Source organism: Sorangium sp. So ce426 (genome assembly GCF_051475585.1).
GTDB classification, from domain to species: Bacteria; Myxococcota_A; Polyangia; order Polyangiales; family Polyangiaceae; genus Sorangium; species Sorangium cellulosum_B.
The window spans coordinates 7798852-7824506 of the sequence record NZ_CP150341.1 but is presented as its reverse complement, the minus strand read 5'-3'; the positions used below and the strand labels follow the sequence as shown (position 1 = coordinate 7824506).

Here is a 25655-nt window from a genome sequence, read left to right as displayed (position 1 = left end):
CTCCGCGCTCGCGCTCGGGGCCCGGCGCCCGGACCCCCGAGGGGCAGCGTCGAGCGTCGACAGGACGGCCGTCGCCAGGAGGGTGTCGACGTGGGGGCAAGACCAATCACCGCTCTCGACCGGCGACGCGTTGTTCGCGTGCGAGCGCACGATTGCAGCGCTGCTCGTCACCGGATCGATGCTCGAGGCTTCCCCAGCCGCCCGCATCGATGGCGCCCGGAGCCGCCGGCGCGCCCGATGGCTCGCACGGCAGCGCGCTCGCCGATCGGCGGCAGCGGCGCGCTGCCGTGTTCCGCGGCGCTCCCGGCTTGGATACGCTGCTTCACGAGCTCCCCCGTCTCGTGTGTGCATCCGGGGCCGAGCGCGCTGCTGTTCGAAGCCCCGCACCCGCCATGTACCGTACCGCCGCTCCCCTGCCTCCCGAGCCGCCCCGCGAGTGGCAGCTCATCGTCGAGGCCTTCCTGTACGAGCACCTCTCCGTGCCCGAGGCATGGCTCGCGCGCGCCGGGGGCACCGTCGCGCTGCTCGTCGGCGCGCGGATGCTCGCGCCCGAGCACCACGGGGAGAACCGCGCCTGGCTGTTCGGCGATCTGCGGCGGATGGAGGGTCAGCGGCCGCCGCTCCTCGCCCCCGCCTCGTTCGGGCTGGAGCGCGTGTGTGCGCCGGGCGAGGCGGAGGCCCTCCCGCGGCACGTCGCCGTGTGCCCCTGGCCCGACGCGGCGGGGATGACGCTGGCGGGCATCGCGCGCCACCTTCCGGGCTCGCGCTTCGAGATCGGCGCGGCGGCGGAGGTCGCGGCGCAGCTCGCGCGCGTGCGGCTCGCGGTGCCGCACGCGCGCTTCACGTACGCGCGCGTCATCGTCTTCGAGAGCGGCGAGGTGCGGGTCGCGCCGCCCCTGCCCGAGACGGAGCGCTCGGCCGCGCTGAGCCATACGGGGTTCGAGTACCTCGATGATCTGGGAATCAGGGTCTCCCAGCCCCACGACCCCGGCGAGGTGGAGCCAGGCTTCGGCGTCGCGTCGGCGCTCTTCGAGCTCGTCGTGGGCTTCGGCGAGGCGGGCGGCGTGGCGAAGCGCCAGTTCCTCCACGCCGCGGTCACGGCGCAGCCCGCGCACCCGCTGCCGTCGGACTTCGGCGTGCGCAGCCGCGAGGTCGACGCCCTCGTCGCGCGGGGCACGTCGGGCGACGCGTCGCTCCCCGAGCTGGCGCAGGCGCTCGCGGCGCTCAGCCAGGCGTTCGACGGCGCAGCCGCGCTCGGGCGCGCGGTGCGCGCGAGCGTCGCCGCGGCCGCGCCCTCGCCGCCCCACGGGCAGACGTGGAATGGAAAGCGTATTTACATGCTCTTCCCCGACGTGCAGGCGCTCCCTGTCGGCGCTGGCTGGCCGGGGTCCGAGCCCTGAAGAGACCGCGCCGCCGCGGCGTCTCGTGCGCCTCCCACGTGTCTCTCGTGTGGCCAGCCGCGGCTAGGCGCAGCCCGGCACCTCGTCGAAGCTGAAGAAGACCTGCTTGCCCATGGAGCGGGACAGCTCGACCATCTCGTCGGCTCCCTTCGAGGGGCCGCCGATCCGCAGGCAAGCGTCGCAGCGCGCGACGAGCCGGCGGGCGACGGGATGGAAGATCTCATTGAAGATCTCGTCGCCGATCTGCCGCGACCCGGCGTGCTCGATGAGCGGCAGCGCGAACCATTCGCCGAGGACGGGGAGGTGGCCGGCCCGGAAGAGGCGCACCGCCATGTCGTTCATCGCGCGAACGTTGGCCGCGATCAGGACCGGATCATCGCCCGTGCCCGAGCGATACGGCCCGGCGACGAGGATCATGAGGGGCTGGGTGGCTTGCATCGTCTGCCGTCAGGGGGCCTGCAGGTCCCGATCGGCGCTCGGGAACCAGCGCGTCGCGGCGCGGACCGCGTTGGTGGCCGCGCCGAGCCGAAGGTTGTCCCCGACCACGGTCAGGCAGACGCTCTTCCGGTCGCGGTCCCGGTGATCGGGGCGGATGCGCCCGACCAGCGCGAGGTCGCGGTCGTGCACGCAGTGGAGCGCGCTCAGGCCCTCGCCGGCGGCGCCGGGCAGGTGCTTCACGAAGGGCGACTTCGCCGGATCGCCCAGGATGCTCGCGACCCGCTCGAGATCCACCGGGCGATCGAACGTGACCCACGCGTTCTCGTAGTGGCCGACCGCGACGCCGACCCGGCAGCACTGCGCGGAGACGCCGAGCTCCGGCATGCTCAGGATCTTGCGGCTCTCGAAGATGAGCTTCCGCTCTTCCGAGGAGAAGCCGCTCTCGTCGGTGCCGCCGTTGTGCGGGACGGTGTTGCCGGCGTAGCCCGACGGCTTGAACGGCAGGCCCAGGCGATCGAGGGCCTGGAAGCCGTCGCGCGCGTCCGCGAGGAACGAGTCCAGGGCGGCGATGCCGGCGCCGCTGACCGCCTGGTACGTGCTCACCGTGACCGCGCTCAGCCCGAACTCCCGGCGCAGGGGCGAGAGCGCGAGCATCAGCGGGATGGTCGTGCAGTTCGGGTTGGCCACGAGCCGGACCGAGTCGTCGACGATGCTCGAGTTCACCCCGGCGACGACGAGCGGCACCTTCGGGTCGGCGCGGTACGTGTTGCTCTTGTCGATCACGCGGTACCCGAGCTCCACGAGCCGCGGGACGTACCGCTTGCTGTGATCGTCATCCAGGGCCACGAACGCGAGGTCTCCGCGGGGGGCGTCCTGCGTCTCGAGGCGCGACGCGCCGAGCACCTCGTACGACTTGCCGTCGAGGGTGAGCTCCTGGTCCCGGCTCGCGAACAGGGCGAGCGTCGCGCCGGGCCAGGCCCGCGCGATGAGGGTGATGGTTTCGCGGCCGACAAGGCCCGTGGCGCCGAGGATGCAGATTCGCATAAGGGCGCTCTTTACCAGACCGGGGCCCAGCCGACGAGGGGCGAGTGGCCGGGCGCCGCGGCGGCGTTCTGCCTACCTACCTACAGCCTGGCCGCGCGGCGCGCCCCTTCCGCCCGCGCGCCCAGCCGCCGTCCCCTCGGCGGCCGGGGCGCGGCCCGCGCTCAGATGACCGTGCCCGGCGGGACGACGGCGTTCTTCGGGACGACCACGATGCCCTCCCGGGCCGCGTAGTACGGGGCGTCGCTGTCCGGCCGGTCGGGGATGTTGCGGATCACCACCCCGTCGCCGATGCGCGCGTTCTTGTCGATGATCGCGCCGTCGATCGTGCACCCCCGGCCGATGCCGATGGGCGGCAGACCCCGCGTGCTCTCGGGGCCGTGGGCCTGGAACAGCGACTCGTAGTCCGCGCCCATCATGACCGTGTTCGACATGGAGACGTGCGGCCCGATGGAGGAGAGCTGCCCGACGACCGACCGGGAGATCTTCGACTCGATGATCCGGCTCCCCTCGGCGAGGAGCACCTGGTCGAGGACCGAGCCGGCGGTGACGTGGGCCGGGGGGAAGAACTGCGGGCGCGTGTAGATCGGCCGCTGCGGGTCGTAGAACGAGAACGGAGGATCGGAGTCCGTGAGCGCGAGGCTGGCCTCGTAGTAGCTGCGGATCGTGCCGATGTCCTCCCAGTACCCGTCGAACGTGTAGGTCATCATCCGATGGGTGTCGAGCGCCCGGGGGAGGATGTGGCTGCCGAAGTCGGAGGCGTTGTCGTGCTCGAGCATCTCGTAGAGCGCCTTCGCGCTGAAGATGTAGACGCCCATCGAGGCGAGCCACGGGGTCGCCGGATCGGGCACCTGCCGCACGTTGTCGAGCAGCTTCATGTCCTTCGGCTTCTCGATGAACCTGACCACCCGCCCCGTGTCGTCGGTGTCCACGATGCCGAGGCGCGACACCTCGGCCGTCGGGACGGGGCGGACGGCGAGCGTGACGTCGGCCCGGGTCTCGCGGTGGTGCTCGAGGAAGGGCTCGTAGTCCATGCGGTAGAGGTGATCGCCCGAGAGGATCATGACGTCCCGCGGGTTCGGCGATTTCACCTCGACGAGCTGCTTGCGGACGGCGTCGGCGGTGCCCTGGTACCAGTCGCTGTGGGTCGGCGTCTGCTCGGCCGCGAGGATCTGCACCGCGCCGGCGGAGAAGACGTCGAATCGGTACGTCTGCGTGATGTGGTTGTGGAGCGAGACCGAGTTGAACTGCGTGAGGATGTGGATGCGGTTGAACCCCGAGTTGAGGCAGTTGCTGATCGGGATGTCGACCAGCCGGTACTTGCCGCCGGTCGGGACCGCTGGCTTCGAGCGCAGCTTGGTGAGCGGGTAGAGGCGGCTTCCTACGCCTCCGCCGAGGATCAAAACCACCACGTCGTTGTGCTTCAAGCGGGTCTCCGCGAGGTGAGGGGGACGGTTCGACGCCCGGGACGATGGGCGCGGTTACACTAGCAGGAGTGGCGAACCCACCGGGCTGCAGATCGCTCAGCGGCAGCGGGCTGGGCGGTCGCGCGGGCCGGGGGCTTCCCGGCCGATCGCCCCCGTCTGCTCCTCCACGCTGAGCGACGTGATCCGCGCGTCCGGCGAGGTGTCCACGCGCACGGCCAGCGAGAGCGCGCCGCGCTCGCAGCGCAGGCCGAAGCGCGCCGCCGTGGCGCTCTCCACCACGGCGGAGCCGTCGAGCGCGCACGCCCCCACCCGCGCGCCGGCGTCGCGCAGCGCCCCTCGCAGGGAGGCGAGGTGAGCCTCGGGGAACCAGCCGGGCCTGAGCCTGCGATCGAGCGCCCCCGTGCGCGCGCGGCCGATGACCGAGGCGACGGCCTGAGCGGCGCGGCGCACGGGCGGGGAGGGCGGGGCGACGCGCGCCTCCATGGCGCCGGTCGCCGCCAGCTGGCCGAGCACGTCCGCGTTGAGCGACTCGAGATCGGCGCCGGCGACGTTGGCGAGCGCGACGACGCCGACGCCCCGCTGCGGGAGGAGCGTCACCGACGCGGAGAAACCGTCGATCAGGCCATTGTGGAAGACCACGTGGCCGAGGTCGCAGTCCTCGCGCACGTGCCAGCCGAGCCCGGGGCCGTCGTCGCCGCCGCCGGCCGGGAACGCCGAGCCGTTGCGCGCCATCAGGTGCGACTCGCGCACCGTGCTCCGCCGCAGGGCCCCTGCCTCGGGCGCGTCGCGCGCGGGCCAGGCGGCGAGCTCGAACCCGACGAAGCGACCCATGTCGGCGAGGCTCGCGTAGAGCCCCGCGGTCGCCTCGGAGGCCCCGAGCCGCCAGGGCTGGATCGGCGCCACGGCGCCGTCGTCGACGCCGTCGACGCCGCGCGCGTGGGGTGACGCGAGCGCGCCGGGCGGCACCTGCGACGGGTCCCAGGCGGCGTCGCGCATGCCGAGCGGCCCGAGCACCGCGTCGCTCATGTACCGCCGGTACGGCACGCCGGCGGCGCGCGCGACGATCAGCCCGAGGAGCGAATAGCCGAGGTTCGAGTAGGAGGTCGCGGTGCCCGGCGCGCTCTCGAGCCCGAAGCCGTCGAGCGTGGCCAGGATCTCCCGCTCGGTGACGTCGCGCGACGTCGACGCCGGGGGGAACACCCCGAGCCGCGGCAGGCCGGAGCTGTGCGTGAGCAGGTCCCGGACCGTGATCTGCCGCGCGTCGCGCGTCGGGTAGACGACGCCGGTGAGCGCCGGCAGGTAGCGCGCCGCCGGGGCGTCGATCGACAGCCGCCCTTCGTCGCGGAGCCGCAGTATCGCCGCCGCGGTCAGCGGCTTGGTGACGGAGCCGATGCGGAAGCGCGTGTGCTCGTCGACCGCTCCGCCCGCCGCGGCGTCCCGCACGCCGAGCACCGCCTGGATCGCGAGCTCCTCGTCGATGACGACGCCCAGCGCGAGCGCCGGCAAGCGCTCCCTCTCCGCGGCGCGCCGCGCGAGCGCCTGCACGCCGGCCGCCGCCGCGCGGAGCTTCCGCCCGCGCTCCGGATCGGGGAAGCGCGGCGTCGGCGCGGGCTCGCTGGCGAAGCGCTGGTCGAGCGGCGCCGCGGCCCCCCGCGCGACGGCCCGCGGCGCGGGCGCGGTCGACGCGCACCCGCAGAGGAGCAGGGGTGACGCGGAGAAGACGGCCGCGGCGAGGAGCGCGGCGAGCCTGTCGTCGATCGTCCTCAAGTCGGAGCCATGACTCTCGCTCTTCGATCGCGACGCGACAATTCGAAACGGACCCGGCGGAAGGGGCGAGTCCTCGATTTTGGCGGTGGAGGTAGGCGGGGAGCGCGACGTGCACGCAGCTCTGGGGTGGGGATCCCACGGTGTGATCCGCGCGGGGCCGTGGCGGCGCGCGCGGGATCGGAGGCGCCGGCGGCGGTACGCGCCTACGCCTGCGCGAACCGCTCCTGGAAGGCCCGGTAGTTCGGCCGATCGGCGCCCCGGTCGTACACCGCGAACACCACGCGCGAGAACGCGCCGCGGAAGCGCGGGCGCTCGAGGCACTGGGCGAAGACGTCGGCGACCTCGCGCGGATCGTTGCGGAAGACGCCGCACCCCCACGCCCCGAGGACCAGGCACCGGTGCCCGTGCGCGCCCGCCGCGGCGAGCACCATGTCCGCGCGGCGCTCCAGGGTGGCCCGGATCTCCTGGTCCGTGGCGTCGTCGCGCTGGAACGCCTCGCCGGCGTTCGGCGCCGGCGCCGTGAGGATCGACAGCGCGAACGGCCGGTCCAGCAGGGCGTGCTGGTCGTCGCGGAAGAACGGCACATCCGGCGAGTAGATGATGTGGTCGGTATAGAGAAAGCTCCCGCAGGCCCGGTTCTGGTCGTAATACTCGCGCTGCTCGACCAGGGACGCGTACAGCGCCGAGCACCTGGCGAGGTCCTCCTCCTGGGCCTTGGCCCCGCGCAGGAACCCGCCCCCGGGGTTCTTGGCGGAGGCGAAGTTGAGGGCCATGACGCGGGCCTCGCCCTCCTGCTCGATGAGCCTCCGCCCCGCCGCCCCCGTGGTCTCGCCGGTGACCTCGATCGCCGTAGGGCGATCGAGGCGCTCCTTCGGCTCCCAGGCGTCGAGTGATCCGGGCCGGTAAAGCACGGTCCCCTTCACCGCGGCGAGCACGCGGTCGCGGATGCGAACGGTCGCGCCCGAGGGCGCGATGTACTCGCCGCGACTCGCGATCTGCACGGTCTCTGCGGCGATGCTGGTCAGCTTCATGCGCCCAAGGATTGGCGAGCCGCGGCCGCTCGTCCAGCGAAACGCGCGGCGCGGGCGCGGCGGGGCGCGCAGCGCCCTCTGCCGGAGGCGCAGGCGGGCCGGCGATTTCCTCCAGTCAGGGTTCTCCCTCGCTCCCCGCCCTGCGCCGCGTCGGCGCCGCACCGAGAAGAGCGCCCACTGCCCGTCGCGCGCGGCGAGCTCGAGCCGCCGGCGCGCGCGCCCCGCGGGGGTCGCCGCCGCGCGCGGGCGCGCCACCCCGCGCAGCGCACGATCACGACGCTCGACGCTGTTCGCGCGATGGAAGCTGCACGACGGCGGGACGAAGCCCGATCGATCCACCGCGTCGAACCGGTCCCGGCGGCGCGCGCTGCTTCGATCTCGATACGCAAGTCCTTGCACAGGTGCGCAAGCGCCCGCTCCACACGTGTGGACTCCATCGCTCCGCGCTTGACCTCTGGACCGCAAAGTCAAGCCATCGCGCGTGCGGCACGTCGCTTGCCAATATCGGACAGCGAAACCGGACGCCATCCGCGTCCGTACCAGCAGTCGAGTCGGCCCGACCCGCCGTGGGGTCCCGTGGCGCCGTCCGGCGGAGCTCACTGCGGCGCTGCGAGCCCTCGCCTGACCCGAGAGGGAAAGGCATGAACGAGAGGTACTTGTATGATGAGTCATCTGTCCACGAAGTCTCTTGGTCTCCTCGTCCTGTCGCTCGCGTCGGTCGGGTGCGCCGCCGGCGCGCCTGGGGGAGAGGAGATCTTTGAGCAGGTCGGCGATACGGAGGTGAGCTTCGACGAGTTCGAGGCGCGCACCTATCGTGAGCCGGAGAGCGGCATCTACATCGTCGATGGCGACATTCCCGTCGAGGGCCTCGACGGGCTCGAGCGGTTCTACGAGCGCCACGTCCAGCGCGGAGCGCTCATCGTCGATCAGAGCCGTGGGAGGGACGTGAGGTGGAGCGACAGGGAGAAGCGGAACCTCAGCTACTGCGTGAGCGAGGCGTTCGGTGACGACCATGGCGCGGTGGTCTCCGCGATGGAGAGCGCCGCCGCGGCGTGGGAGGAGGTGGCGGGCGTCCGCTTCGTTCACCGCGCGGACCAGGACGACGCGTGTGATGCGCGCAACAAGAGGGTCGTCTTCGACGTGCGCCCGGTCGAGGGGCAGCAGTACTACGCGCGCGCGTTCTTCCCCGACAGCTCGCGCCGCGCGCGCAATCTCCTCATCAACTCGACCGCCCTCGGCCCGCTGGATCTCTGGACGCTCACGGGCGTCCTGCGGCACGAGCTCGGCCACGCGCTCGGGTTCCGGCACGAGCACACGCGGCCCGAGGCGGGCGCCTGCTTCGAGGACGGCGGCTGGCGCGCCCTGACGCCGTACGACGCGGGCTCGGTGATGCACTATCCGTGGTGCAACGGCACGAACTGGGGCGACCTCGACCTGACGGAGCACGACGCGCGCGGTGCCGCGGCCCTGTACGGCCCGCCCTGCCGGTGAGCTCCGCCCCGCGGCGCGCGCTGCGTCCCGCGCGCGCTGCGTCCGGCGCGCCGCGCCGGCGGGAGCGCCGGCGAGGTAGGGAGCCCGAGGGCCCATGGCGCGCGCGCGCCGCGCGTGAGATCATGGCGCGCCATGGATGAGGTCGAGCTCGGCGTCCGGCGATACTCGGCCGAGGTGGTCGCGCACCGCCACGCGCACCACCAGCTGGTCTTGCCTCTGGAAGGCGCGATAGCGCTCTCGATGGACGGTCGAGAGCTCATGGCATCCGGGCTCTCGGGCGCTCTCGTCCCGTGCGAAACCCGCCACGCTTTCGCGGCGCCGGACCAGAATCGCTTCCTCGTCATCGATGTGCCGCCCGCCTCCGCGGAAGCGCTCGGCGCCGCGCCGTGGTTCGAGCGGATCGCCGGCGGGTCGATCGCCCTCGACGCCGCTGCCGCGCACCTGGTCCGGACCGCGGCGGACGAGCTCGACCGGGGCGGCTCGGTCGCGCTGCGCCGGCAGTGGGCGGGGCTGCTCGTGCTCACGCTGGCCGAGCGCGGGGCGGGCGGCGCGCTCGGCGCGCTCGGCCCGACGCACGCCCCGGAGAAGCTGCGCCGCGCGCTGCGCTTCCTCGAGGACCACGCGCACGAGCCGCTCACCGTCGCGGACGTGGCCGCGCGGGCGGAGCTGAGCCCGGGGCACCTCCACCATCTGTTCCGCACGGTCCTCGGGACGACGGTGCAGGAGCGCATCGCGGATCTGCGCCTCGCGCGCGCGACCGACCTGCTGTCCCGCACCGAGCTCGGGATCGCGGAGATCGCGATCCGCTGCGGCTACGCCGACCAGAGCTGCCTGACCCGCAGCCTGCGGCGCCGCCGCGGCGTGACCCCGGCGGCCCTGCGTCGCGCGGTCCGGGCCGAGCGTCGGGGCGAGCCGCGGCGCGGGCGAGCGTAGTCGCGCTGCTTACGCGCAGCCCGGGCACAGCGAGCCGGGGCGCGGGTGAATGTCGCTGGGGCGCGGGCCCGTAGTCCCAGCACACGACGCCGGAGCCTGAGCCAAGACGGCGGCCGGCCGGCGCGCCATGCTCGGCGCCATGTCGGACACGACGCACGGCGACGCCCTGTCGGACGCGGTGATGGCAGCGACGCCAGCGGCGCGCCCCTCGCGGCGAGCCGCCACCCTGGCGGGCGTCGCGGCGATCGGGCTCTGGGGCAGCCTCGCCCTGCTCTCGACCTCGGTGCGCCGGTTGCCGCCGCTCCAGGTGCTCTCGTCGACCTTCGCTCTCGCGGCGCTCCTCGGCGCGGCGCGGCTCGCCCGGCGCGGCGGGGGCGGCCTCGGCGCGCTGCGCCAGCCGCTCGGCAGCTGGATTCTCGGCGTGGGCGGCCTGTTCGGCTATCACGCCCTCTATTTCTATGCGCTCTCCGCCGCGCCGCCCGTGCAGGTCAGCGTCATCTCGTACCTGTGGCCGCTGCTCATCGTCCTGCTCTCGGCGGCGCTCCCCGGCGGGCGCCTGCGCGGCGGGCACGTGGTCGGGGCGCTGCTCGGGCTCGCGGGCGTCTGGACGCTCGTCGCCGGCGGGGACGCCGTCCGCCTGAGCGCCGCACACATGCCCGGTTACCTGGCCGCGCTCGGCTGCGCGCTCCTCTGGTCGACGTACTCGGTGCTCCAGCGCCGCTTCGCCGAGGTCCCTGCCGACGCCATCGCAGGCTCCTGCGCCGCGACGGCCGCCCTGGGCCTGGCCGGGCACCTCGCGTTCGAGCGCGCGGTCGTGCCGACGGCCGGAGAGGCGCTCGGCCTGCTCGCGCTCGGGCTCGGCCCCGTGGGGGTCGCGTTCTTCGCGTGGGATCACGCGACGAAGCACGGCGACGTGCCGCAGCTCGGGGTGCTGTCCTACGGCGCGCCGATCCTCTCGACGCTGCTGCTCTGCGTCGCCGGCCACGCCGAGGCGAGCGCCCAGCTGCTCGCTGCCTGCGCGCTCGTGGCCGTCGGCGGCCTCGTGTCGACCGCGCCCGCGGCGAACGTCAGCACCGGCACCCGCGGGCTGTCGACGTTCGCACGCTGGAGCACCCGCCCTCGATCGCGGCGCTGACGCGCCCGCGATCGAGGGCGCTCTCTTTCGTTGCGGATCGTGGCTACGTGCGGCGTGTGGGGGTCGGCTCGTCGTCCAGCAGGCCCGCGTTCGCGCTCGGCGTCGCGAACACCCCCCGCACGTCGTCGGCCGGAGCCCAGTGCCCCGCGCACATGAGCGCGCCCCCGGTGATCTCGGGCTGCGGCGAGAGGTGGGCCTGCACGTCGTCCGCGTGCACGCACACGTTGACGTGCAGGCGCGGGTCGGCTTCCCGTCGCTGGGTCAGCGCCCGGTGCACGGCGGTCGCGAGCTCGATCGCCGCGCGCCGCTCCCGCAGCGCCTCGGCTGCGTTTGCCGGGAGGAGGCGAACGCCGAGCACCTCGTTGCCGGTGATCGACGCGAGGATGAAGCCTGCGCGCGAGAGCTGCGACTCGGCGATGTCGAGCACCCGACCGATGTCGAAGGTCAGCGCGTCGTCCAGCTCGCCGGCGTCGCCGCGGGTCCGGACCTCCAGGTAGACCGCCACCGCGGGGTGCGTCGGGTCGGGCCCGCTCGGCATGCCCGACGCGGGCCCGCCGATGGCGTCCCTGAGCGCGCGCATCAGCTCCTCGACCGAGCCAAAGCGCCGCTCCCGCCGCTTCTCCATGCACCGCAGCACCACCGCGTCGAGCTCGATGGGCAGCGGGACCCGCAGGCTCGGGGGCAGCGGCTGCTCCTCCAGGTGCTTCCGCACCATCTCGTCCATGTCGTGTGTGTGGAACGGTAACCGGCCCACCAGCATACGATGAAGGAGGACGCCAAGCGCATAGACGTCCACCCGCGCATCGATAGGACCGCCGAGGATCTGCTCTGGAGCCATGATGGATGGCGTCCCGGGCATACGTCCGGCGGTGGTGAGCCATGTCGACCCCTCCTCGGGCGCCATCATCTTTGCGATACCGAAATCGAGCAGCTTCACGGTACGTGGCGGGCTCGAGCAGATGAAGATGTTGCTCGCCTTCACATCCCTGTGAACGATGCCCGCTGTGTGCGCGGCTGCTAGCGCTGCGCACACAGGCTCCATCAGCTCCAGGGTCTCGCGCGGCGTGAGCCGCGTCTGGGACCGGATCAGCGCGTCGAGAGTCTGGCCATCGAGGCGCTCCATGACATAGAATGGCTGATAGTTGTTCAGCTCACCTACCGCATAGATTTCCACGATGTTCGGGTGGGATATCGACCGCAGCACCTCGATCTCGCGTGCGAACCGATCGACAACGCGGCGAGAGTGCGCCACCGCCTCGCTCAGCACCTTGACCGCGGCGGGCCTGCCCGATCGGACGTGCCTCGCCCCGTAGACCACACCGCAGCCGCCACGCGCGATGAATCCTTCGAGGATGTACTCGCCCGCCAGGGTGCCCGGCGGGAACTCGCCGCGCGCGGTCGACCTCTCGAAATCCGAAAACGGCCTGGTCTCGTCCTCTTCGTCGCTCATCTGCTCCTCCGCGCCGTGCGTCGCGATGCGTCGCGGCGCGTTACAGCCCTGCTGCCAGCGAGCGCTCTGGATCGAACGCATCCTTTACTAAAGCGCTATGCAGAAGCATTTCGAAATGGTAACTTAAACTTTGCGGCTACTCGACCTTAAACGCCAAATCGCGGCGATGAAAAGGGGGACCATCATGGTTCTTTGCTGTTCACGAAGTGTCGCGGTCTTCGCATTACCTCTGCTTACCGCTGCCTGCATCGGCGCCGAGATCGACGAGCAGGCGGAGGAGCTCGTCGGGGAAGCCGAGAGCGAGCTCGTTGCCAACAACGGCTACCTCTGGAACGGGTTGACCCCAAACGGCCTGACCCCGAACGGCCTGACCCCGAACGGCCTGACCCCGAACGCGCTGAACCCGACCGCGCTGAACCCGACCGCGCTGGCGACCATCAAGAGTCCGGGAACGAACGGCGCCCTGGCGCGGGAGCTCATGCGCTATATCGTGAGCTGTTCTCTGCGCCCCGACCAGACGTTCGCGTTCTCATGGACCGACAGCAGCGGGGTCGCCCACCCGGAGTTGTACCGCGGCGATCTCGGCTACGCGCACTGGTGGGCGACCAGCCCCATCAGTAACGATACATATGTCCAGCATCAGATCTCGGCCTGCATCGCCGCGCGGGTAAACTGGTACGGTGTTTCGGTGAACATCTCCCTTCGAAACAACGAGCTGACGTCGACTTGGGCGGAGCGCGCGGCCTATCCGGTGAGAGAGGGCGCGTTCTGGGGCAACCTGTTCGCCGCGACGCCCTACCTGGGCGCCTGCTACGATTCGGTGGGCTACGTTCGTGCGCGACAGGTGCAACGCGACTGCGCGGCCGGCCACGTCGAGACCGACCCTACCACCGGGGAAGTCACCTGGCAGCAGTGCGGATCCATGGTGATCTGGGGCTCGTGCAATCAGCTGTGCAACGGGGTCGACACCAACGCCGGCTTCTTCAGGGGGTGCATCACGAACTATTTCGTCAGCCCTTATGTGCGCACGGACCAGGTGGTGACCACGTTCTTGACGCCCGCCCCCTAGGAGCGGAATGCGCTCGGAAGCCCTGCGAGACGAGGAGCCTGAACGCGCGACCCGGGAAGGGGGGCGCTGTCCGGCTTGCGGGCGGCGGAATCAGGGCGCGTGCCCCGAGTGCGCGCAGTCCGCTCGGACGCCGTCCGGCCAGTCGTCGATTCCTCCGGAGATCACGGAGGTCGTCCCCGTCGCTTTGCCTCGTTTCCCCGGCTACTGGACCCGCAGGACGCTGGGGCAGGGCGGCTTCGGGCTCGTCTTCGAGGCCGAGCCGGAGGGCGGCGGCGCGCGCGTGGCCATCAAGCTCGCGCGCGCCGATCGCCGCGGCGCAGGCCAGCGCCTCCGGGACGAGGTCGAGGCGCTCTCGGCCATCGGCGCCCCCCACGTGCCGGCCGTGCACGCGTGGGGGGCGCTGGACGACGGCTCGCCCTACGCGGTGATCGAGCACATCGCCGCGCCCACGCTCGCCTCCCGCCTCGCGGCGCGCCCTGCTCCGCGGCTCGAGGAGGCCGCCCGGCTCGGGCTCGCGACGCTCGCGACCCTCGAGGCCGTGCACGCGCGCGGCTACGTGCACTGCGACGTCAAGCCCGAGAACATCCTCGTCGACGAGGCGAAGGCGACGCTCATCGACCTCGGCATCGCCCGCGTCGTGGGGTGGCGCTACGACGGGCAGGACGAGGACCTCGCCGTGGGGACGGCCGAGTACATGGCGCCGGAGCAGTCGGCCGGGTGGCCCGATCTCGACGCGCGCGCCGACATCTACGCGATGGGCGTCATCCTGTACGAGCTCTTCGCGGGCAGGCCCCCGTTCTGGGGGCCGCGCGCGGCGGTGCTGGAGGACCACCGGAGCCGCAGACCGCCGCGCCTGTCGGCCAGCGCGGCCGTGCCGCAGGCGGTCGAGGAGGTGGTGCACCGCTGCCTCGCCAAGGAACGGAGCGAGCGGTTCGCGAGCGCGAGCGAGCTCCGCGTGGCGCTGGAGCGCGCGCTCCGGGACGAGGTCGCGGCGAGCGTGCGGGAGGGGTCGCGCTCCGGGGCCGGCATCGAGCGCCGCGTGATGGGGCTCCTGTTCTTCGAGAGCGCGGCCGATCGCATCGCGGTGCAGCGCAGGCTCCTGGCGCTCGGCGGCGAGCTCGCGCACGCCTCCGGCGCTCGTTACGTGGGCGTCTTCGGCCAGGAGGGGACGGCGAGCCCCGCGCGCCGCGCGCAGCGGGCGGCCGACGAGCTCCTGCGACGCGGGCTGTGTACGCGGGTCCTCATCGATCTTGCGCCCGTGTCGATCCAGGCGCGCCCGGACGGGACGCGGCGGTTCCTGAGCCCGCTCTTCTCGCGCGCCGAGCGGTGGCCGTCCGCCGCCGGGCCGCTGGGGCCTTTCCTCACGCCCGAGGCGTCGGCCGCGCTCCCGGAGCCGTCGCACCCCACAGCGGGCGACGAGCTCCCGCCGGGCATCGAGGAGCAGTCGCGGGACGCGACGCGCCCCGGCGGGTTCGTCGGCCGTCGCGACATCCTCGAGCAGCTCCTGCAGAGCGCCGAGGAGGCGCTCTGCATGAAAAAGCCCACGGTCGTCTCGGTGACCGGCGGGCCCGGTCACGGGAAGAGCCGCCTCTTCGTCGAGCTCGGCAAGCAGCTCCGCGAGCGCCTGCCGCACGCCCGGATCATCGAGCTGCGCGGGCAAGAGCCCACGAGCGGCGCGTCGGACGCGACGCTCCACGAGCTCGTGCGCAAGGCGCTCTGCGTGCCCGAGCAGCCCCCGGAGAGCGGCGTCCGCGGGGCGCTCCCGGAGTCGCTCGGTGCCGTGCTCGGCGAGGAGCTCCGCTTGGGGCTGGCGATGGCGCTCGGATGGGTGGACGAGCAGACGGGCGTCGACATCTTCCCCGAGCTCGAGGCGCTCCGGGCCGCGCCCGGCGCGCTTCGCTCGGCGCGCGTGCGGGCGGCGGGCGAGTGCCTGCGCCAGTGCGCGGCCGCGTCGCCCGTGATCCTCCTCCTCGACGATGCGCACTTCGCCCACGACGCGACGCTCGCCGCGATCGAGTACGCGGCGCTCGCGGACGAGGCCACACCGCTGTGGATCTGCGCGATGGGGCGCCCGGCGTTCGCCGAGGCGCACCCCTCCTGGGGCGAGCGCGCCGCGCGACACGAGGCCCTACGGCTCGAGCCGCTGGACGACGAGAGCGCGCGGGCGCTTTGCAGGCGGCTGCTCCTGCCCGCGCGGGACGTGCCGGAGCCGGCGATCGATCGCCTGCTCGAGCGCTCGCAGCGGGTGCCGCTCTTGCTCGTGGAGCTCGTGCACGGGCTCAAGCGCGAGGGGATCCTGCGCCGGCACCTGCGGGGTGACGCGTGGTACCTGGCGACCGACGAGCTCGAGCGCCTCCCTGTGCTGCCGTCGCTCGATCCGCTGGCGCACGCGGAGATCGCGGCGCTCGGGCCGGCGCTCGGGGCGCACGCGCGGCTCGTCTCGCTGCTCGGCGCAGAGGTGTCGATCGACGAGATCGCGGGCGTGCTGCGCCAGCTGGATCTCCGCGGCGACGGCGCGGCCTTCCCGCTCGATGCGCGCGTCGGGACCGAGCGGTTGCTGAAGGTGGGCGTGCTGGTCGGCGATCGGAAAGATCGGCTGCGCTTCCGGCACGCGCTGGTGCGGGAGGCGGTGGCGCAGGACGTCGCCGAGGCCGAGCGGCGGCGGATCCACCTGGCAGCGTACGAGCACCACCGCGAGGCGGCCCACGAGGGCCGGGAGCAGCGGCGGCTCAGGATCGCGCACCACGCGGCCGAGGCGGGGCTCGCGACGGTCGCGGAGGACGCCTACCTGGAGCTCGCCGAGCGGTCGCGGGCGCGGCACGCCTACGTGGAGGCGGAGCTCTACTACAGCCGGGCGCTCGCGCAGCCTGTCGAGGCGCCCGGGGTGCGGCGGAGGAAGGCGTACCGGGGCCGGGGGCTGATGCGCTACCGCCTGGGCCGCTACCACGACGCGCTCGGCGATCTCGATCGCGCGCGCACGATGGCGACCCTGGAGGGCGACGTGATCGAGCAGATCGAGATCCTGCTCGACGAGGCCACGGCGCTCGACTGGATGGACGACTACGGTCGATCGAAGCAGCGCGTGGAGGGGGCGGGGGCGCTCGCGCGCGGCGATCTGCCGCCCGCGCTGGCGGCGCGGCTCTCGATGGGGGTGGCGCGCTCGCTGCACCGTGAGAGCCGGGAGGAGGAGTCGGCGCAACAGTTCGAGCGCGCGGCGGCGCAGGCAGAGGGGCTGGGCGACGAGGGCTACGAGACGCTCGTCGTGTCGCTGCTCCTCCTGGGCGCCATCTACCCGGGGCTGGGAAAGCTGGACGAGGCAGGCGCCGCGCTGGATCGGGCGATCCACATGTGCGAGGAGCGCGGCGATCTCCTGCACCTCGGGCCGGCGTTCAACGGCCGGGCGCTGCTCAGAGCCTGCCAGGGGGACACCGAGGGGATGATCGCGGATCTGTGCCGCCTGCTCACCATCTCGCGCCAGCTGGGCCTCGGGATGCTGGAGCTCGTGAGCGAGTTCAACCTGGGCGAGTATCTCTACCTGATGGGCGCCCTGGACGCGGCCACGCCCCACGTGGAGCGGACCGTGGCGCTCGAGCGCCAGCAGCGCGGGGAGGACGCGCGGCCGGTGGTGCGTCTGCTCCTGGCGAGGGTGCTCCTCTACCGCGGCGAGGAGAGCAGGGCGCGCGAGCTCATCGAGGCGATCCGGGCTCAGCAGGCGAAGGCCGCGGCGGCGGGGCGCGAGGACATGGCGATGGCCCCCGCGGAAGAGGTGCACTGGTCGATGATCGACCTGGCGACGCGGGAGGCGAGCGCCGAGGAGTGGGACGAGCTGGAGGCGCGGTCTGCCCGGTTCTCCGTGGGGCAGGAGCGGATCGAGGTCATCGAGGCGCGGGCGCGCGCGCTGTCTCGGCGAGGCCGTCACGCGGAGGCGAGCGCGGCGCTCGCGAGGGCGATCGAGGCAGCAGGGAGCATCCCCAACATGATGCGGGCGCGGCTCGAGCGGCAGCGAGGGAGCTAGCCTCACCGCGGGACAGCGGCCGCGGCGCGGCGCGGTGGGTCCTCGCGGTGGGAGACGCCCGTGACGGCGCCCTTGGCGCCCGCGTGCGCAGCGAGGTCGCCCGTCGCGTCGAACAGGGCGAGCGCCCTCGAATAATCGAGCGCCGCCCCGGCGGTGTCGCCCCGCTCGCAGCGCAGATCGGCGCGCGCGTGGAGCACCGCGGCCTGGCCCGCGCTGTCCCCGAGCTCCTCGAAGAGCCGCAGCGCGTCCTCGTAGTCGCGCTGCGCGCCCGGGAGCGCGCCCCGCTGGCGGCGCAGGTCGCCGCGGGCCTTGAGCGCGGCGGCCTCGCCTCGGCGATCTCCGCTGTCCCGGTACAGCAGGATCGCATTGCCATAGTCGCGCGTCGCGAGCGCCGTCTGCCGCTCTCGCAGGCGCAGGTCGCCGCGGGCCTGCCACGTGCGCGCGTGGGTCTGCTCGCACCCGAGCGCCCGGAGGAGATCGGGCTGCGGGAGCACCTCGCGCGCGGCGCGGGCGCGTGAGCTCCCCCCGCGACGCTCATCGCGGCTGCTCGGCGGGGGCGAGCGCAGCTGGCTGAGGACGCGCTCCTCCACGCCCTCGAGGATGTAGAGCGCGCGGTCGTAGGCGCGCGCGGCGCCCGCGAGGTCCCCCTCCCTGAAGCACAGATCGCCCTGCGCCTTCAGCACGTTGGCCTCGCCCAGGCGATCGCGGCAAGCCCTGAGGAGCGTGAGCGCGCACCCGTAGTCGCTCGCCGCCCCCGCCAGCTCGTCCTGGTCGAGCCGGAGGTTGCCGCGCGCGAGCAACCCCATCGCCTCTCCGGCCCGGTCGGACGCCGCCTTGAACAGCGACAGCGCCCGCTCATGATCGCGCGAGGCGGCCGCAAGGTCCCCCTGCCGCCGGTGCACGTCGCCGCGGAGCAGGAGCGCCGTCGCCTGGCCACGCCCGTGCATGGCCGCCTCGAACCCGGCGAGCGCTTCGCCGTAGTCCGCCACGGCGGCCTCGAGCGCGCCCTCGGCGAGGCGCCGGTTGCCGCGCGCGAGCAGCTCCTTTGCGCTGCGGAAGACCTCGTCGTCGGCCGGCGGCGAGCTCCGCGCCGCCGCGCGCTGCGCGTTCGCGCGCACCGCCTTGCGGAGGACGTCGCGGTGACCCGGGCGGCCGCGCTCGCGGGCGGCCGGCGTCGCGCGGAGCGTCCCGAAGGTGCCGCGCCGCTTGCTCGCGAGCTCGGCGCGACGCGCGCTCTCGAGCGCCGCGAGCGCGCGCTCGCGCAGCTCGGGGAGCGCGTCGCCCGAGAGCCGCGCCGCCTCGTCGAGCAAGCGCTGCTGGAGCTCGGCCGGGAGCCCGAGATCGACCACCGTGCAGGCGTCGACGAGCGCCCGCGCCAGCACCTCGGCGCCGCGCTCGCCGTCCCGGAACGGCGCGAGGTCGAGGGCCGCGAAGAGCTCGCAGGCGACGCGCCGGCGCGACGCCGCCTCCGGCCGCCCCTCGGCCGCGGCCGTCCAGAAGAGCAGCGCCTGCATCGCGTCCGCCGAGCCCCGGTGGAGCGCGTCCCAGCGCCTCGCGTCGGCCGCCGCGTCCTCGCGGGCCGCGGCGCGCACGGGGGGCGTCATCGTGAAGGTCTGCGGCCCCTGCTCGAGCGACACCACCCGCCCATGCACGAGCAGCTGGAGCGGCCGCGCGGCGGAGGGCGCCGGCTTCCCCGCCGCGGCGGCGACCACCTCCAGCGGAATGCCCGCCGCAGGCAGCACGGCGAGCGCATGCACCACCCGGCGCGCCTCCTCGCCGAGCGACTCCAGCGCGTCGCCGAGCACCAGACCCAGGATCTCCCCCTCGGGTCCCCCCGGGTCCAGCTGCGCCGCGTTCTTCCGCAAATACGCCTCGACCGACATTCCCGTCCGCCGCAGCGTGGCCGCGGCGATCTCGATCGCGGCTGGCAGATACCCGAGCGCAGCGACGAGCGCATAGGCCCACTGGACCTCCGCTGCGGGCGGCGCGTCCGTCCCCCATGCACCCTGGGAGAGGACGGACATCGCAGCGGATACGGAGAGCGCCGAGACGCTGAGCTCGGCCATCTTCCGATCTCCGGACGTGGAGCGGAACCTCAACATATCGCCTCTGTCATTCCAGAAGAGCTGGTTGTCCGAGCAGGCGCCGTCCGGCTCTCGGCCCGCGGCGACATGCCAGCTGGCCCCCAATCAGCCTGGAGATTGATGTCTCGAAGCCTGTGTCGAGGAGCTTAGCGCGGCGCGCGACAGGCTCAACGGCCTTCCAGGTTTTCATGCGATCCCCGCGGCGGATTCGCGGCGAACCAGCCCGCGCTGGCACGCGTCCGGCAACGGCTCGCCGATCATGGGAAAGCGCGTTCGACGAAGCGGAACGACGGGATCCTGCGCCGGACGCTCGCTCCTTTTCGCCGGCTCGTATGTCCCCCGGTCGGGTCGAGGAGAGAAGATCCTGCCCATCTCCGCGGGCCCCGCGGCGAGGCGGAGGGCTCGGGCGGAAGGCTGTGGGCGTGAGATGCGGGTCGGAGGCGAGATCCTTTATGTGACCGAGACGGGCACCGGCGAGCCCGCGGTGCTTCTGCCCAGCATGCTGATCGACGGCGCGACCTACCAGCCAGCGGTCGAGGCGATGGCGCGCCACGCGCGGGTGCTCGTCCTGGAGCTGCCCGGCTCGGGCCGCGCCTCGCGGCTCCGCGCGCCGTGGACCCTGGAGCGGTATGCGCGCTGCGTCGCCGAGGCCTTGCGGGCTTTGCGCCTCGAGCGCGTCACGCTGATCGGCCACTCGCTGTCTGGCGCCGTGGCGCTGATCGTCGCGGCGCTCCACCCCGAGCGGCTAACCGGGGTCGTGCTCGTCGATTCCATCGGATTCAACCCGCAGGGCTCGGTCCTCTCGCTCGTCCTCGCCCGCGCGGCCGAGGCGCTGCTCGAGCCTCGCTTCGTCGCGCGGGGGACGCCTGCGCTCCTCCACAACCTGCTCTTCCACGCGCGGAGCGCGCTGAGCCTGCTGCGGATCGCCGCGACCGCGGACCTGAGCGGCCATGCGGCGCGGGTGCGCGTGAGGACGCTGCTCGCCTGGGGCGCGCGCGATCTCACGGTGCCGATCCGCTCGGCCCTCGCCATCCAACGCTTGATCCCCGACTCGACCCTTGTCGTCTCCTCGAAGGGAAGCCACGACTGGATCGTGGAGCGACCAGCCGAGTTCGCGGGCGCGGTGGCGAGGTTCATGGCGGGCAGCGGCGGAGCAGCCTGAGCAGGGGGGTATCGTGGAGCGCCGCCATGCGCTACCCTTGTCGAGGCGGTCTTCGGCGTGAACCTCAGGGAGCATGGCGCGCGGCGCGAGCCGAGCCGCCATGGCAGGGAGCGGGGCTTGACTGGTTTGTTGCGCCTGCTGGAACAGGCCGCGAGGCGGGCGCGGCGCGCGGCCTCGCTCCTCGCGCTCCTCGCGACGATTGCGCTGTGCCTCCCTGCCCGCGGCGAGGCGGCGGCGCCCGCCGCGGTCCCGGGCGGCGCGGCCGGAGCCCCCGCGCCGCCGGGCCCGCGGCCGCTCCCGCCGATCCCCGGCGCGGGGAAGGTCACCGTGGTCGCGATCTCCGGGACGATCGATCTCGGCCTCTCGCCCTTCCTGGAGCGCGTCGTCGCCGCCCAGCAGGAGGGCGACCTCCTCGTGCTCGACATCAGCACGCTCGGCGGCCGCATCGACGCTGCGCTCGCCATCCGGGACGCGCTGCTCCGGGCGCGCGTCCGCACGGTGTGCTGGGTCAACCCGCGCGCGATCTCGGCCGGAGCGCTCATCTCGCTCGCCTGCGACGTCATCGCGGTCGCCCCCGGCGCCACCCTCGGCGCGGCGACGCCCGTGCAGATCGGCGAGGGCGGCGAGATGAAGCCTGTCGCCGAGAAGGTCGTTTCCTACATGCGGAAGGAGATGCGCGCGACCGCGGAGGCGAAGGGGCGGCGCGGCGACATCGCCGAGGCCATGGTCGACGCCGACGTGGAGGTCCCCGGCCTCGACGAGAAGGGGAAGCTGCTCACGCTGGACGGCGCGCAGGCGCTCGCGTGGGGCGTCGCCGAGGTGCAGGCCGGCAGCGAGGCAGACCTCTTCGGCGCCCTGGGCCGCCCCCAGCCCGCGGAGATCCTCCGCCCGCGCCCCAGCTTCGCCGAGGAGCTCGCGCGCTTCCTCTCGGATCCCACGCTCTCCGGGATCCTCATGACCCTCGGGATGCTCGGTATCCTCCTCGAGCTCTACGCGCCGGGCCACGGCGTCCCGCTCGCCGTCGGGCTCTCGTGCCTCGCGCTGTTCTTCTTCGGGCACCACGTCGTGAAGCTCGCCGGCTGGGAGGAGCTCGCGCTCTTCGCGGTCGGCGCGATCCTCATCGCGGTGGAGATCCTGGTCCCGGGGCACATCGTCCCCGGGGTCGCGGGCGCCGCGTGCGTGGCGAGCGCCCTCCTCCTTTCGCTCCTCGATCTCGAGCGCGTGCCGGTCGACGTCGCCTGGCACGCCGGCTGGCTGCCGCGCGCCCTCGCCTCGGTGTGCGGCTCGCTCGCTGCGACGGCGGCGCTCGCCGTGGGCGCCGCCCGCGTCGCGCCGAGGACGCGCTTCGGGCGGCGGTTCGTTCTGGACGCGGCGATCCGCGGCGTCGCCGTCAGAGGACCTCCCGAGGGCTCCGCGGCGCCCGCGTCGCTGGTGGAGCGGCTCGGCACGGCCGCGACCGATCTGCGCCCCTCGGGCAAGGTCGCGCTCGACGGCCGCCGCGTGGAGGCGCTCTCGGAGCTCGGCTACGTCGAGGCCGGCGCCCGCGTGCGGGTGATCCGCGCGGAGGGGGGCCGGGTCGTCGTGAGGGCGATCGCGCGCAGCGCGGACGAGGAGCGCGGAGCGTGACGCCCGCGCTGCTCGTCGTCGCGCTGCTCGTGGTGGGGCTCGTGCTGCTCGCCATCGAGGTGCTGGTCATCCCCGGCGTCGGCCTCGTCGGGCTCCTCGGCGGCGCCGCCGTGCTCGGCGCGGTCGCGCTCGCATGGGCGGCCCTCGGGATCGGCTATGGCCTGCTCGCCCTGGGCGCCGGCGTCTGCGTGACGGGGCTCCTGTTCTGGGCTGTCCCGAGGACGCCGGTGGGCCGCAAGATGGTGCTGCTCGAGACCCAGCGGAGCGGGCGTGGCCCGGACGCGCGGCTCGCCGCGCTGGCCGGCAAGGAGGGCAGGGCGCTCACGCCGCTCCGCCCCGCCGGCACGGTCGAGATCGAGGATCGCGCGGTCGATGTCGTGACCGACGGCCTCTACGTGGAGGCTGGCACGCCCGTGCGGGTCGCGAGCGTGGAGGGGAATCGGGTCGTCGTCGAGCCGCGCAAGCCCTAGGGAGCGCGCGAGAGGCGGCCCTTCACGGACAGGGACGGGTGGAGAGGGATATGGAGATCATCTCGGTCATCGTGATCGGCGGGCTCGTGCTCGTCGCCATCGTCGCGACGCTGTACATGGTGCCGCTCCGGCTGTGGATCGCCGCGCAGGCGTCGGGCGCCGGGGTCTCGATGCTCACGCTCATCGCGATGCGCCTGCGCCGGGTGCCGCCCGATCAGATCGTCAACGCGCGGATCAGCGCCGTGAAGGCCGGTCTCGAGGGGGTGTCCGTCGACATGCTCGAGGCCCACTACCTGGCCCGCGGCCGGGTGGAGGCGGTCGTCAACGCGCTCATCTCGGCCGGCAAGGCGGGGATGGAGCTCGATTTCTCGCGCGCGGCCGCGATCGATCTCGCCGGCCGCAACGTGCTCGAGGCGGTGGCGATGTCGGTGAACCCGCGCGTCATCGAGACCCCGAAGGTCTCGGCCGTGGCCAAGGACGGCATCCAGCTCCTCGCGATCGCGCGCGTGACCGTGCGCGCCAACATCGATCGCCTCGTCGGCGGCGCGGGCGAGCAGACGGTGCTGGCCCGCGTCGGAGAGGGCGTCGTCTCGACCATCGGCTCGGCCGACGACTACAAACACGTCCTCGAGAACCCGGATACCATCTCGAAGAACGTGCTCAAGAAGGGCCTCGACGCGGGGACGGCGTTCGAGATCCTCTCCATCGACATCGCCGACGTCGACGTCGGCTCCAACATCGGCGCGAAGCTCCAGACGGAGCAGGCCGAGGCGGACAAGCAGGTGGCGCAGGCCAAGGCGGAGTCGCGCCGCGCGCTGGCGGTCGCGCAGGAGCAGGAGATGAAGGCCAAGACGCAGGAGATGCGGGCGAAGCTCGTCGAGGCGGAGTCGACGATCCCGCTCGCCGTCGCGGAGGCGCTCCGCACGGGCAAGCTCGGCGTCATGGACTACTACAACATGCGCAACGTCATCGCCGACACCGAGATGCGCCAGGGCATCGCCGGCACCACGGGGGGCAAGCCCGATCCCGTCGGGGAGTCGTGAGGTGCCGCCGCGCGACCCACCGAGCCCGCTCCTCGCGTGGCTCGGCCGCCGCGACGCGCTCGTGCGGCGCTTCGTCCTGGCCGAGGTGCTCGGCCCGCCCCGGGCGCTGTCGCCGCGCGCTGCGCGGCCGGAGAGCCGCGCGGCCGGAGAGCCGCGCCCCGACGACGCTGGAGGGGCGCCATGCGTGACATCGACCTCGAGAAATACGTCGGCGTCCTCATCGGAGTGATCTGGGCGATCGTCAAGCTCGCGAGCATGTACGGGAACCTGCAAGCCAGGCGCGCCGAGCGCGCTGCGCGTGCCGCCGCGCGGCCCGGCGGCGAGGACGCCCCGCGGAGCGAACCAGCGCTCGTCGACGTCGCGCCGGGGAGCGATACGGGGCTCGTCGATGTCGCGCCGTCGAGCGCTGCGCCGTGGGCGGGGATGCCGTTCGGCGCCCCGCGCGCGCCCGACGCCGACCGGCTGCGCGTGGTGCTCCTGCGGCTCGCCGAGATCGAGCAGAGCGCCGCGGCGCTCGGCGACGTGGTGCGTCACGAACGGGCGAACCGGCGCTTCACGGACGTGCTCGTCGGGGCCGTCCCGCACGAGATCGGGAGCCTGCGCGCCGCGGTCGACGCGGGCCTCACGGCGCGCGAGGCGGAGGCCGCGGCGGACACCATCGAGCTCGTCGTGGGCGAGATCGCGGTGCTCGTGCGGCAGCGCCGCGACCCGTCGCTCCTGCCCGATCTCGGCGACGCGGACGCCCTCGCCGACGCCTGCTACGCCCCCGTGATCGCGTTCGCGCGGGCGGAGGGGCTGCCGCTCCGGAGCGGAGCGCCGGCCACGCAGCTCACGGAGTTCGATCTCGCGATCTGGACTGGCTTCATCCCGACGTCGATCGCGCCCATCTTCCTCCCTGTCGACTTCTTCTCGACCCCGCTGCGCTGGCCCGCGCTCGCGCACGAGATAGGGCACGATTTCCTGGCCTCGGTCGACGGCCTCGAGCCGGCCCTGCGCCGCGAGCTCGGCCTGGGGGGCGAGCGGGCGCGCCCGCTCGCGCCGGACGGCGATCGCATCGGGGCTCCCGCGCTCAGGCGGGTGTTCGGCGTGTGGTTCGAGGAGATCTTCTGTGACGTCTTCGGCACGCTCATGTTCGGCCCCGCCTACGTGCTCACGATGAGCGAGCTGTTCTTCCAGGAGGACGAGCCGTACGCGTCCATCGCCGTCCAGACGGACGTGACCGGCGCGCGTTATGACGATCATCCTCCGCCGCACCTGCGCGTGCTCATCGGGTGCATGGTCCTCGAGCGGGGCGGGCTCAACGAGGACGCGCGCGCCCTGCGGGAGGCGTGGGCGCGCTGCCACGCCGAGGTGAGCCTCGATGACCTGCTCCTGCCCGTGAAGGGCGCCTGGCGACCGGTCCCGCTGGCGCCCTTCGCCGCCATGGCCGCGTGGATCGTGGAGCGCCTCTATGCCGGCCCGCTCACCGCCCTGTCCGGCTTCGGTCTGCAGGACATCAGCGGACTCGACTACGGCCCGCACGAGCGCCAGGAGGCGTCGCGCGCGCGCGACGCGCTGCTCGCCGGCCGGGTCCCCGCCGTCCTCGACGCCCGGGCGCTCCTCGCGGGCGCGGTCCTGGCGGCGCACCAGGCGCCCGCGCAGTCGCTGTCGATCCTCATCAGGGCGCGCGCCGCGATCCCGGCGCTCGGCACGAGCGAGCGACGGCCCGACGCGTTCGGGTCGCGCCTCGACGCGTCCAGCGTCGCGCTGGACCGCCGCGCCGTGGCGGAGGCGCTGCTCTTCCGAGAGGTCCTGCTGCCGCCGCGAGCGCTCCGCGCCCGCCGCCGCGCCCGCCTCTGAGCGGCGGTCACCCGCTTCGGATACGGGCCCACCTCGGCGTTTTCGGTGCTCAGCGCACTGGAGTGCGCTTGCGCGCCGAAAACGCCGATCTGGGCCCGTCTCCTGTGCGGGTGACCGCCGCTCTGCGACGGCGTACCCAAGGCGGGTCAGCGCGCTTGCGCGCCGAAGACGCCGAGGTGGGCCCGTATCCGAAGCGGGTGACCGCCGCTCTGCTGCGGGTCGGGATGGGGCAGA

18 protein-coding genes are annotated in these 25655 nt (G+C 73.5%); 11 read left to right on the top strand and 7 right to left on the bottom strand.

The features are described 5' to 3' along the window. Window positions 1–392 precede the first annotated feature (392 nt). Window positions 393–1400, top strand: a complete 1008-nt coding sequence (locus WMF44_RS28980) for a hypothetical protein (protein ID WP_437293291.1) — start codon at window positions 393–395, stop codon at window positions 1398–1400. 63 nt (window positions 1401–1463) lie between these two features. On the opposite strand, the gene WMF44_RS28975 is transcribed toward WMF44_RS28980, so the two are convergent. The 5 genes from WMF44_RS28975 to WMF44_RS28955 all read right to left on the bottom strand — a co-directional run bounded on the left by WMF44_RS28975 (window position 1464) and on the right by WMF44_RS28955 (window position 7104). Then, the gene (locus WMF44_RS28975; protein ID WP_437293290.1) at window positions 1464–1838 is read right to left on the bottom strand and encodes a DUF4406 domain-containing protein; all 375 of its coding nucleotides are present in this window, start codon (window positions 1836–1838) and stop codon (window positions 1464–1466) included. Window positions 1839–1847: 9 nt separating this feature from the next. Then, on the bottom strand, window positions 1848–2882 hold the full coding sequence (locus WMF44_RS28970) for an aspartate-semialdehyde dehydrogenase (protein ID WP_437293289.1): 1035 nt from the start codon (window positions 2880–2882) through the stop codon (window positions 1848–1850). 161 nt (window positions 2883–3043) lie between these two features. Then, window positions 3044–4306 (bottom strand): glucose-1-phosphate adenylyltransferase, encoded by a 1263-nt coding sequence (gene glgC, locus WMF44_RS28965; protein ID WP_437293288.1) that lies wholly within the window; start codon window positions 4304–4306, stop codon window positions 3044–3046. 96 nt (window positions 4307–4402) lie between these two features. After that, entirely contained in the window at window positions 4403–6073 is a 1671-nt protein-coding gene (locus tag WMF44_RS28960; RefSeq protein WP_437293287.1) for a serine hydrolase domain-containing protein, read from the bottom strand. 203 nt (window positions 6074–6276) lie between these two features. Next, the gene (locus WMF44_RS28955; protein ID WP_437293286.1) at window positions 6277–7104 is read right to left on the bottom strand and encodes a TIGR02452 family protein; all 828 of its coding nucleotides are present in this window, start codon (window positions 7102–7104) and stop codon (window positions 6277–6279) included. Between the two features lie 660 nt (window positions 7105–7764). Between WMF44_RS28955 and WMF44_RS28950 the strand changes: the two genes are divergently transcribed. The 3 genes from WMF44_RS28950 (at window position 7765) to yddG (ending at window position 10663) form a co-directional block, all read left to right on the top strand. Beyond that, window positions 7765–8595 carry a matrixin family metalloprotease gene (locus WMF44_RS28950; protein WP_437293285.1) on the top strand — a complete coding sequence of 277 codons (831 nt, stop codon included), beginning with the start codon at window positions 7765–7767 and terminating at the stop codon, window positions 8593–8595. Between the two features lie 132 nt (window positions 8596–8727). Next, window positions 8728–9528 (top strand): helix-turn-helix domain-containing protein, encoded by an 801-nt coding sequence (locus WMF44_RS28945; RefSeq protein ID WP_437293284.1) that lies wholly within the window; start codon window positions 8728–8730, stop codon window positions 9526–9528. Between the two features lie 139 nt (window positions 9529–9667). Then, window positions 9668–10663 carry an aromatic amino acid exporter YddG gene (yddG, locus tag WMF44_RS28940; RefSeq protein ID WP_437293283.1) on the top strand — a complete coding sequence of 332 codons (996 nt, stop codon included), beginning with the start codon at window positions 9668–9670 and terminating at the stop codon, window positions 10661–10663. Between the two features lie 43 nt (window positions 10664–10706). Here yddG and WMF44_RS28935 read toward each other — a convergent pair whose 3' ends face one another. Next, the gene (locus tag WMF44_RS28935) at window positions 10707–12113 is read right to left on the bottom strand and encodes a serine/threonine protein kinase (protein WP_437293282.1); all 1407 of its coding nucleotides are present in this window, start codon (window positions 12111–12113) and stop codon (window positions 10707–10709) included. Window positions 12114–12297: 184 nt separating this feature from the next. Between WMF44_RS28935 and WMF44_RS28930 the strand changes: the two genes are divergently transcribed. Both WMF44_RS28930 and WMF44_RS28925 read left to right on the top strand, forming a co-directional pair. After that, a complete protein-coding gene (locus WMF44_RS28930) occupies window positions 12298–13182 on the top strand; it encodes a hypothetical protein (RefSeq protein WP_437293281.1) in 885 nt (294 codons plus the stop codon). Between the two features lie 7 nt (window positions 13183–13189). Then, window positions 13190–17197, top strand: coding sequence for a serine/threonine-protein kinase (locus WMF44_RS28925; protein WP_437293280.1), 4008 nt, complete (start codon window positions 13190–13192; stop codon window positions 17195–17197). A gap of 2 nt (window positions 17198–17199) precedes the next feature. Here the strand turns inward: WMF44_RS28925 and WMF44_RS28920 are convergent, their stop codons facing one another. Beyond that, complete coding sequence (locus tag WMF44_RS28920) at window positions 17200–19263, bottom strand: hypothetical protein (RefSeq protein ID WP_437293279.1); 2064 nt, start codon at window positions 19261–19263, stop codon at window positions 17200–17202. Between the two features lie 445 nt (window positions 19264–19708). Between WMF44_RS28920 and WMF44_RS28915 the strand changes: the two genes are divergently transcribed. The 5 genes from WMF44_RS28915 to WMF44_RS28895 all read left to right on the top strand — a co-directional run bounded on the left by WMF44_RS28915 (window position 19709) and on the right by WMF44_RS28895 (window position 25421). Beyond that, the gene (locus tag WMF44_RS28915) at window positions 19709–20443 is read left to right on the top strand and encodes an alpha/beta fold hydrolase (protein WP_437293278.1); all 735 of its coding nucleotides are present in this window, start codon (window positions 19709–19711) and stop codon (window positions 20441–20443) included. A gap of 117 nt (window positions 20444–20560) precedes the next feature. Then, entirely contained in the window at window positions 20561–22069 is a 1509-nt protein-coding gene (locus tag WMF44_RS28910; RefSeq protein ID WP_437293277.1) for an NfeD family protein, read from the top strand. Then, a complete protein-coding gene (locus WMF44_RS28905; RefSeq protein ID WP_437293276.1) occupies window positions 22066–22539 on the top strand; it encodes an NfeD family protein in 474 nt (157 codons plus the stop codon). The genes WMF44_RS28910 and WMF44_RS28905 overlap by 4 nt, the downstream gene beginning before the upstream one ends. A gap of 50 nt (window positions 22540–22589) precedes the next feature. Next, entirely contained in the window at window positions 22590–23582 is a 993-nt protein-coding gene (floA, locus tag WMF44_RS28900) for a flotillin-like protein FloA (protein ID WP_437293275.1), read from the top strand. A 180-nt stretch (window positions 23583–23762) separates the two neighbouring features. Continuing rightward, a complete protein-coding gene (locus WMF44_RS28895; RefSeq protein WP_437293274.1) occupies window positions 23763–25421 on the top strand; it encodes a hypothetical protein in 1659 nt (552 codons plus the stop codon). Window positions 25422–25655 lie beyond the last annotated feature (234 nt).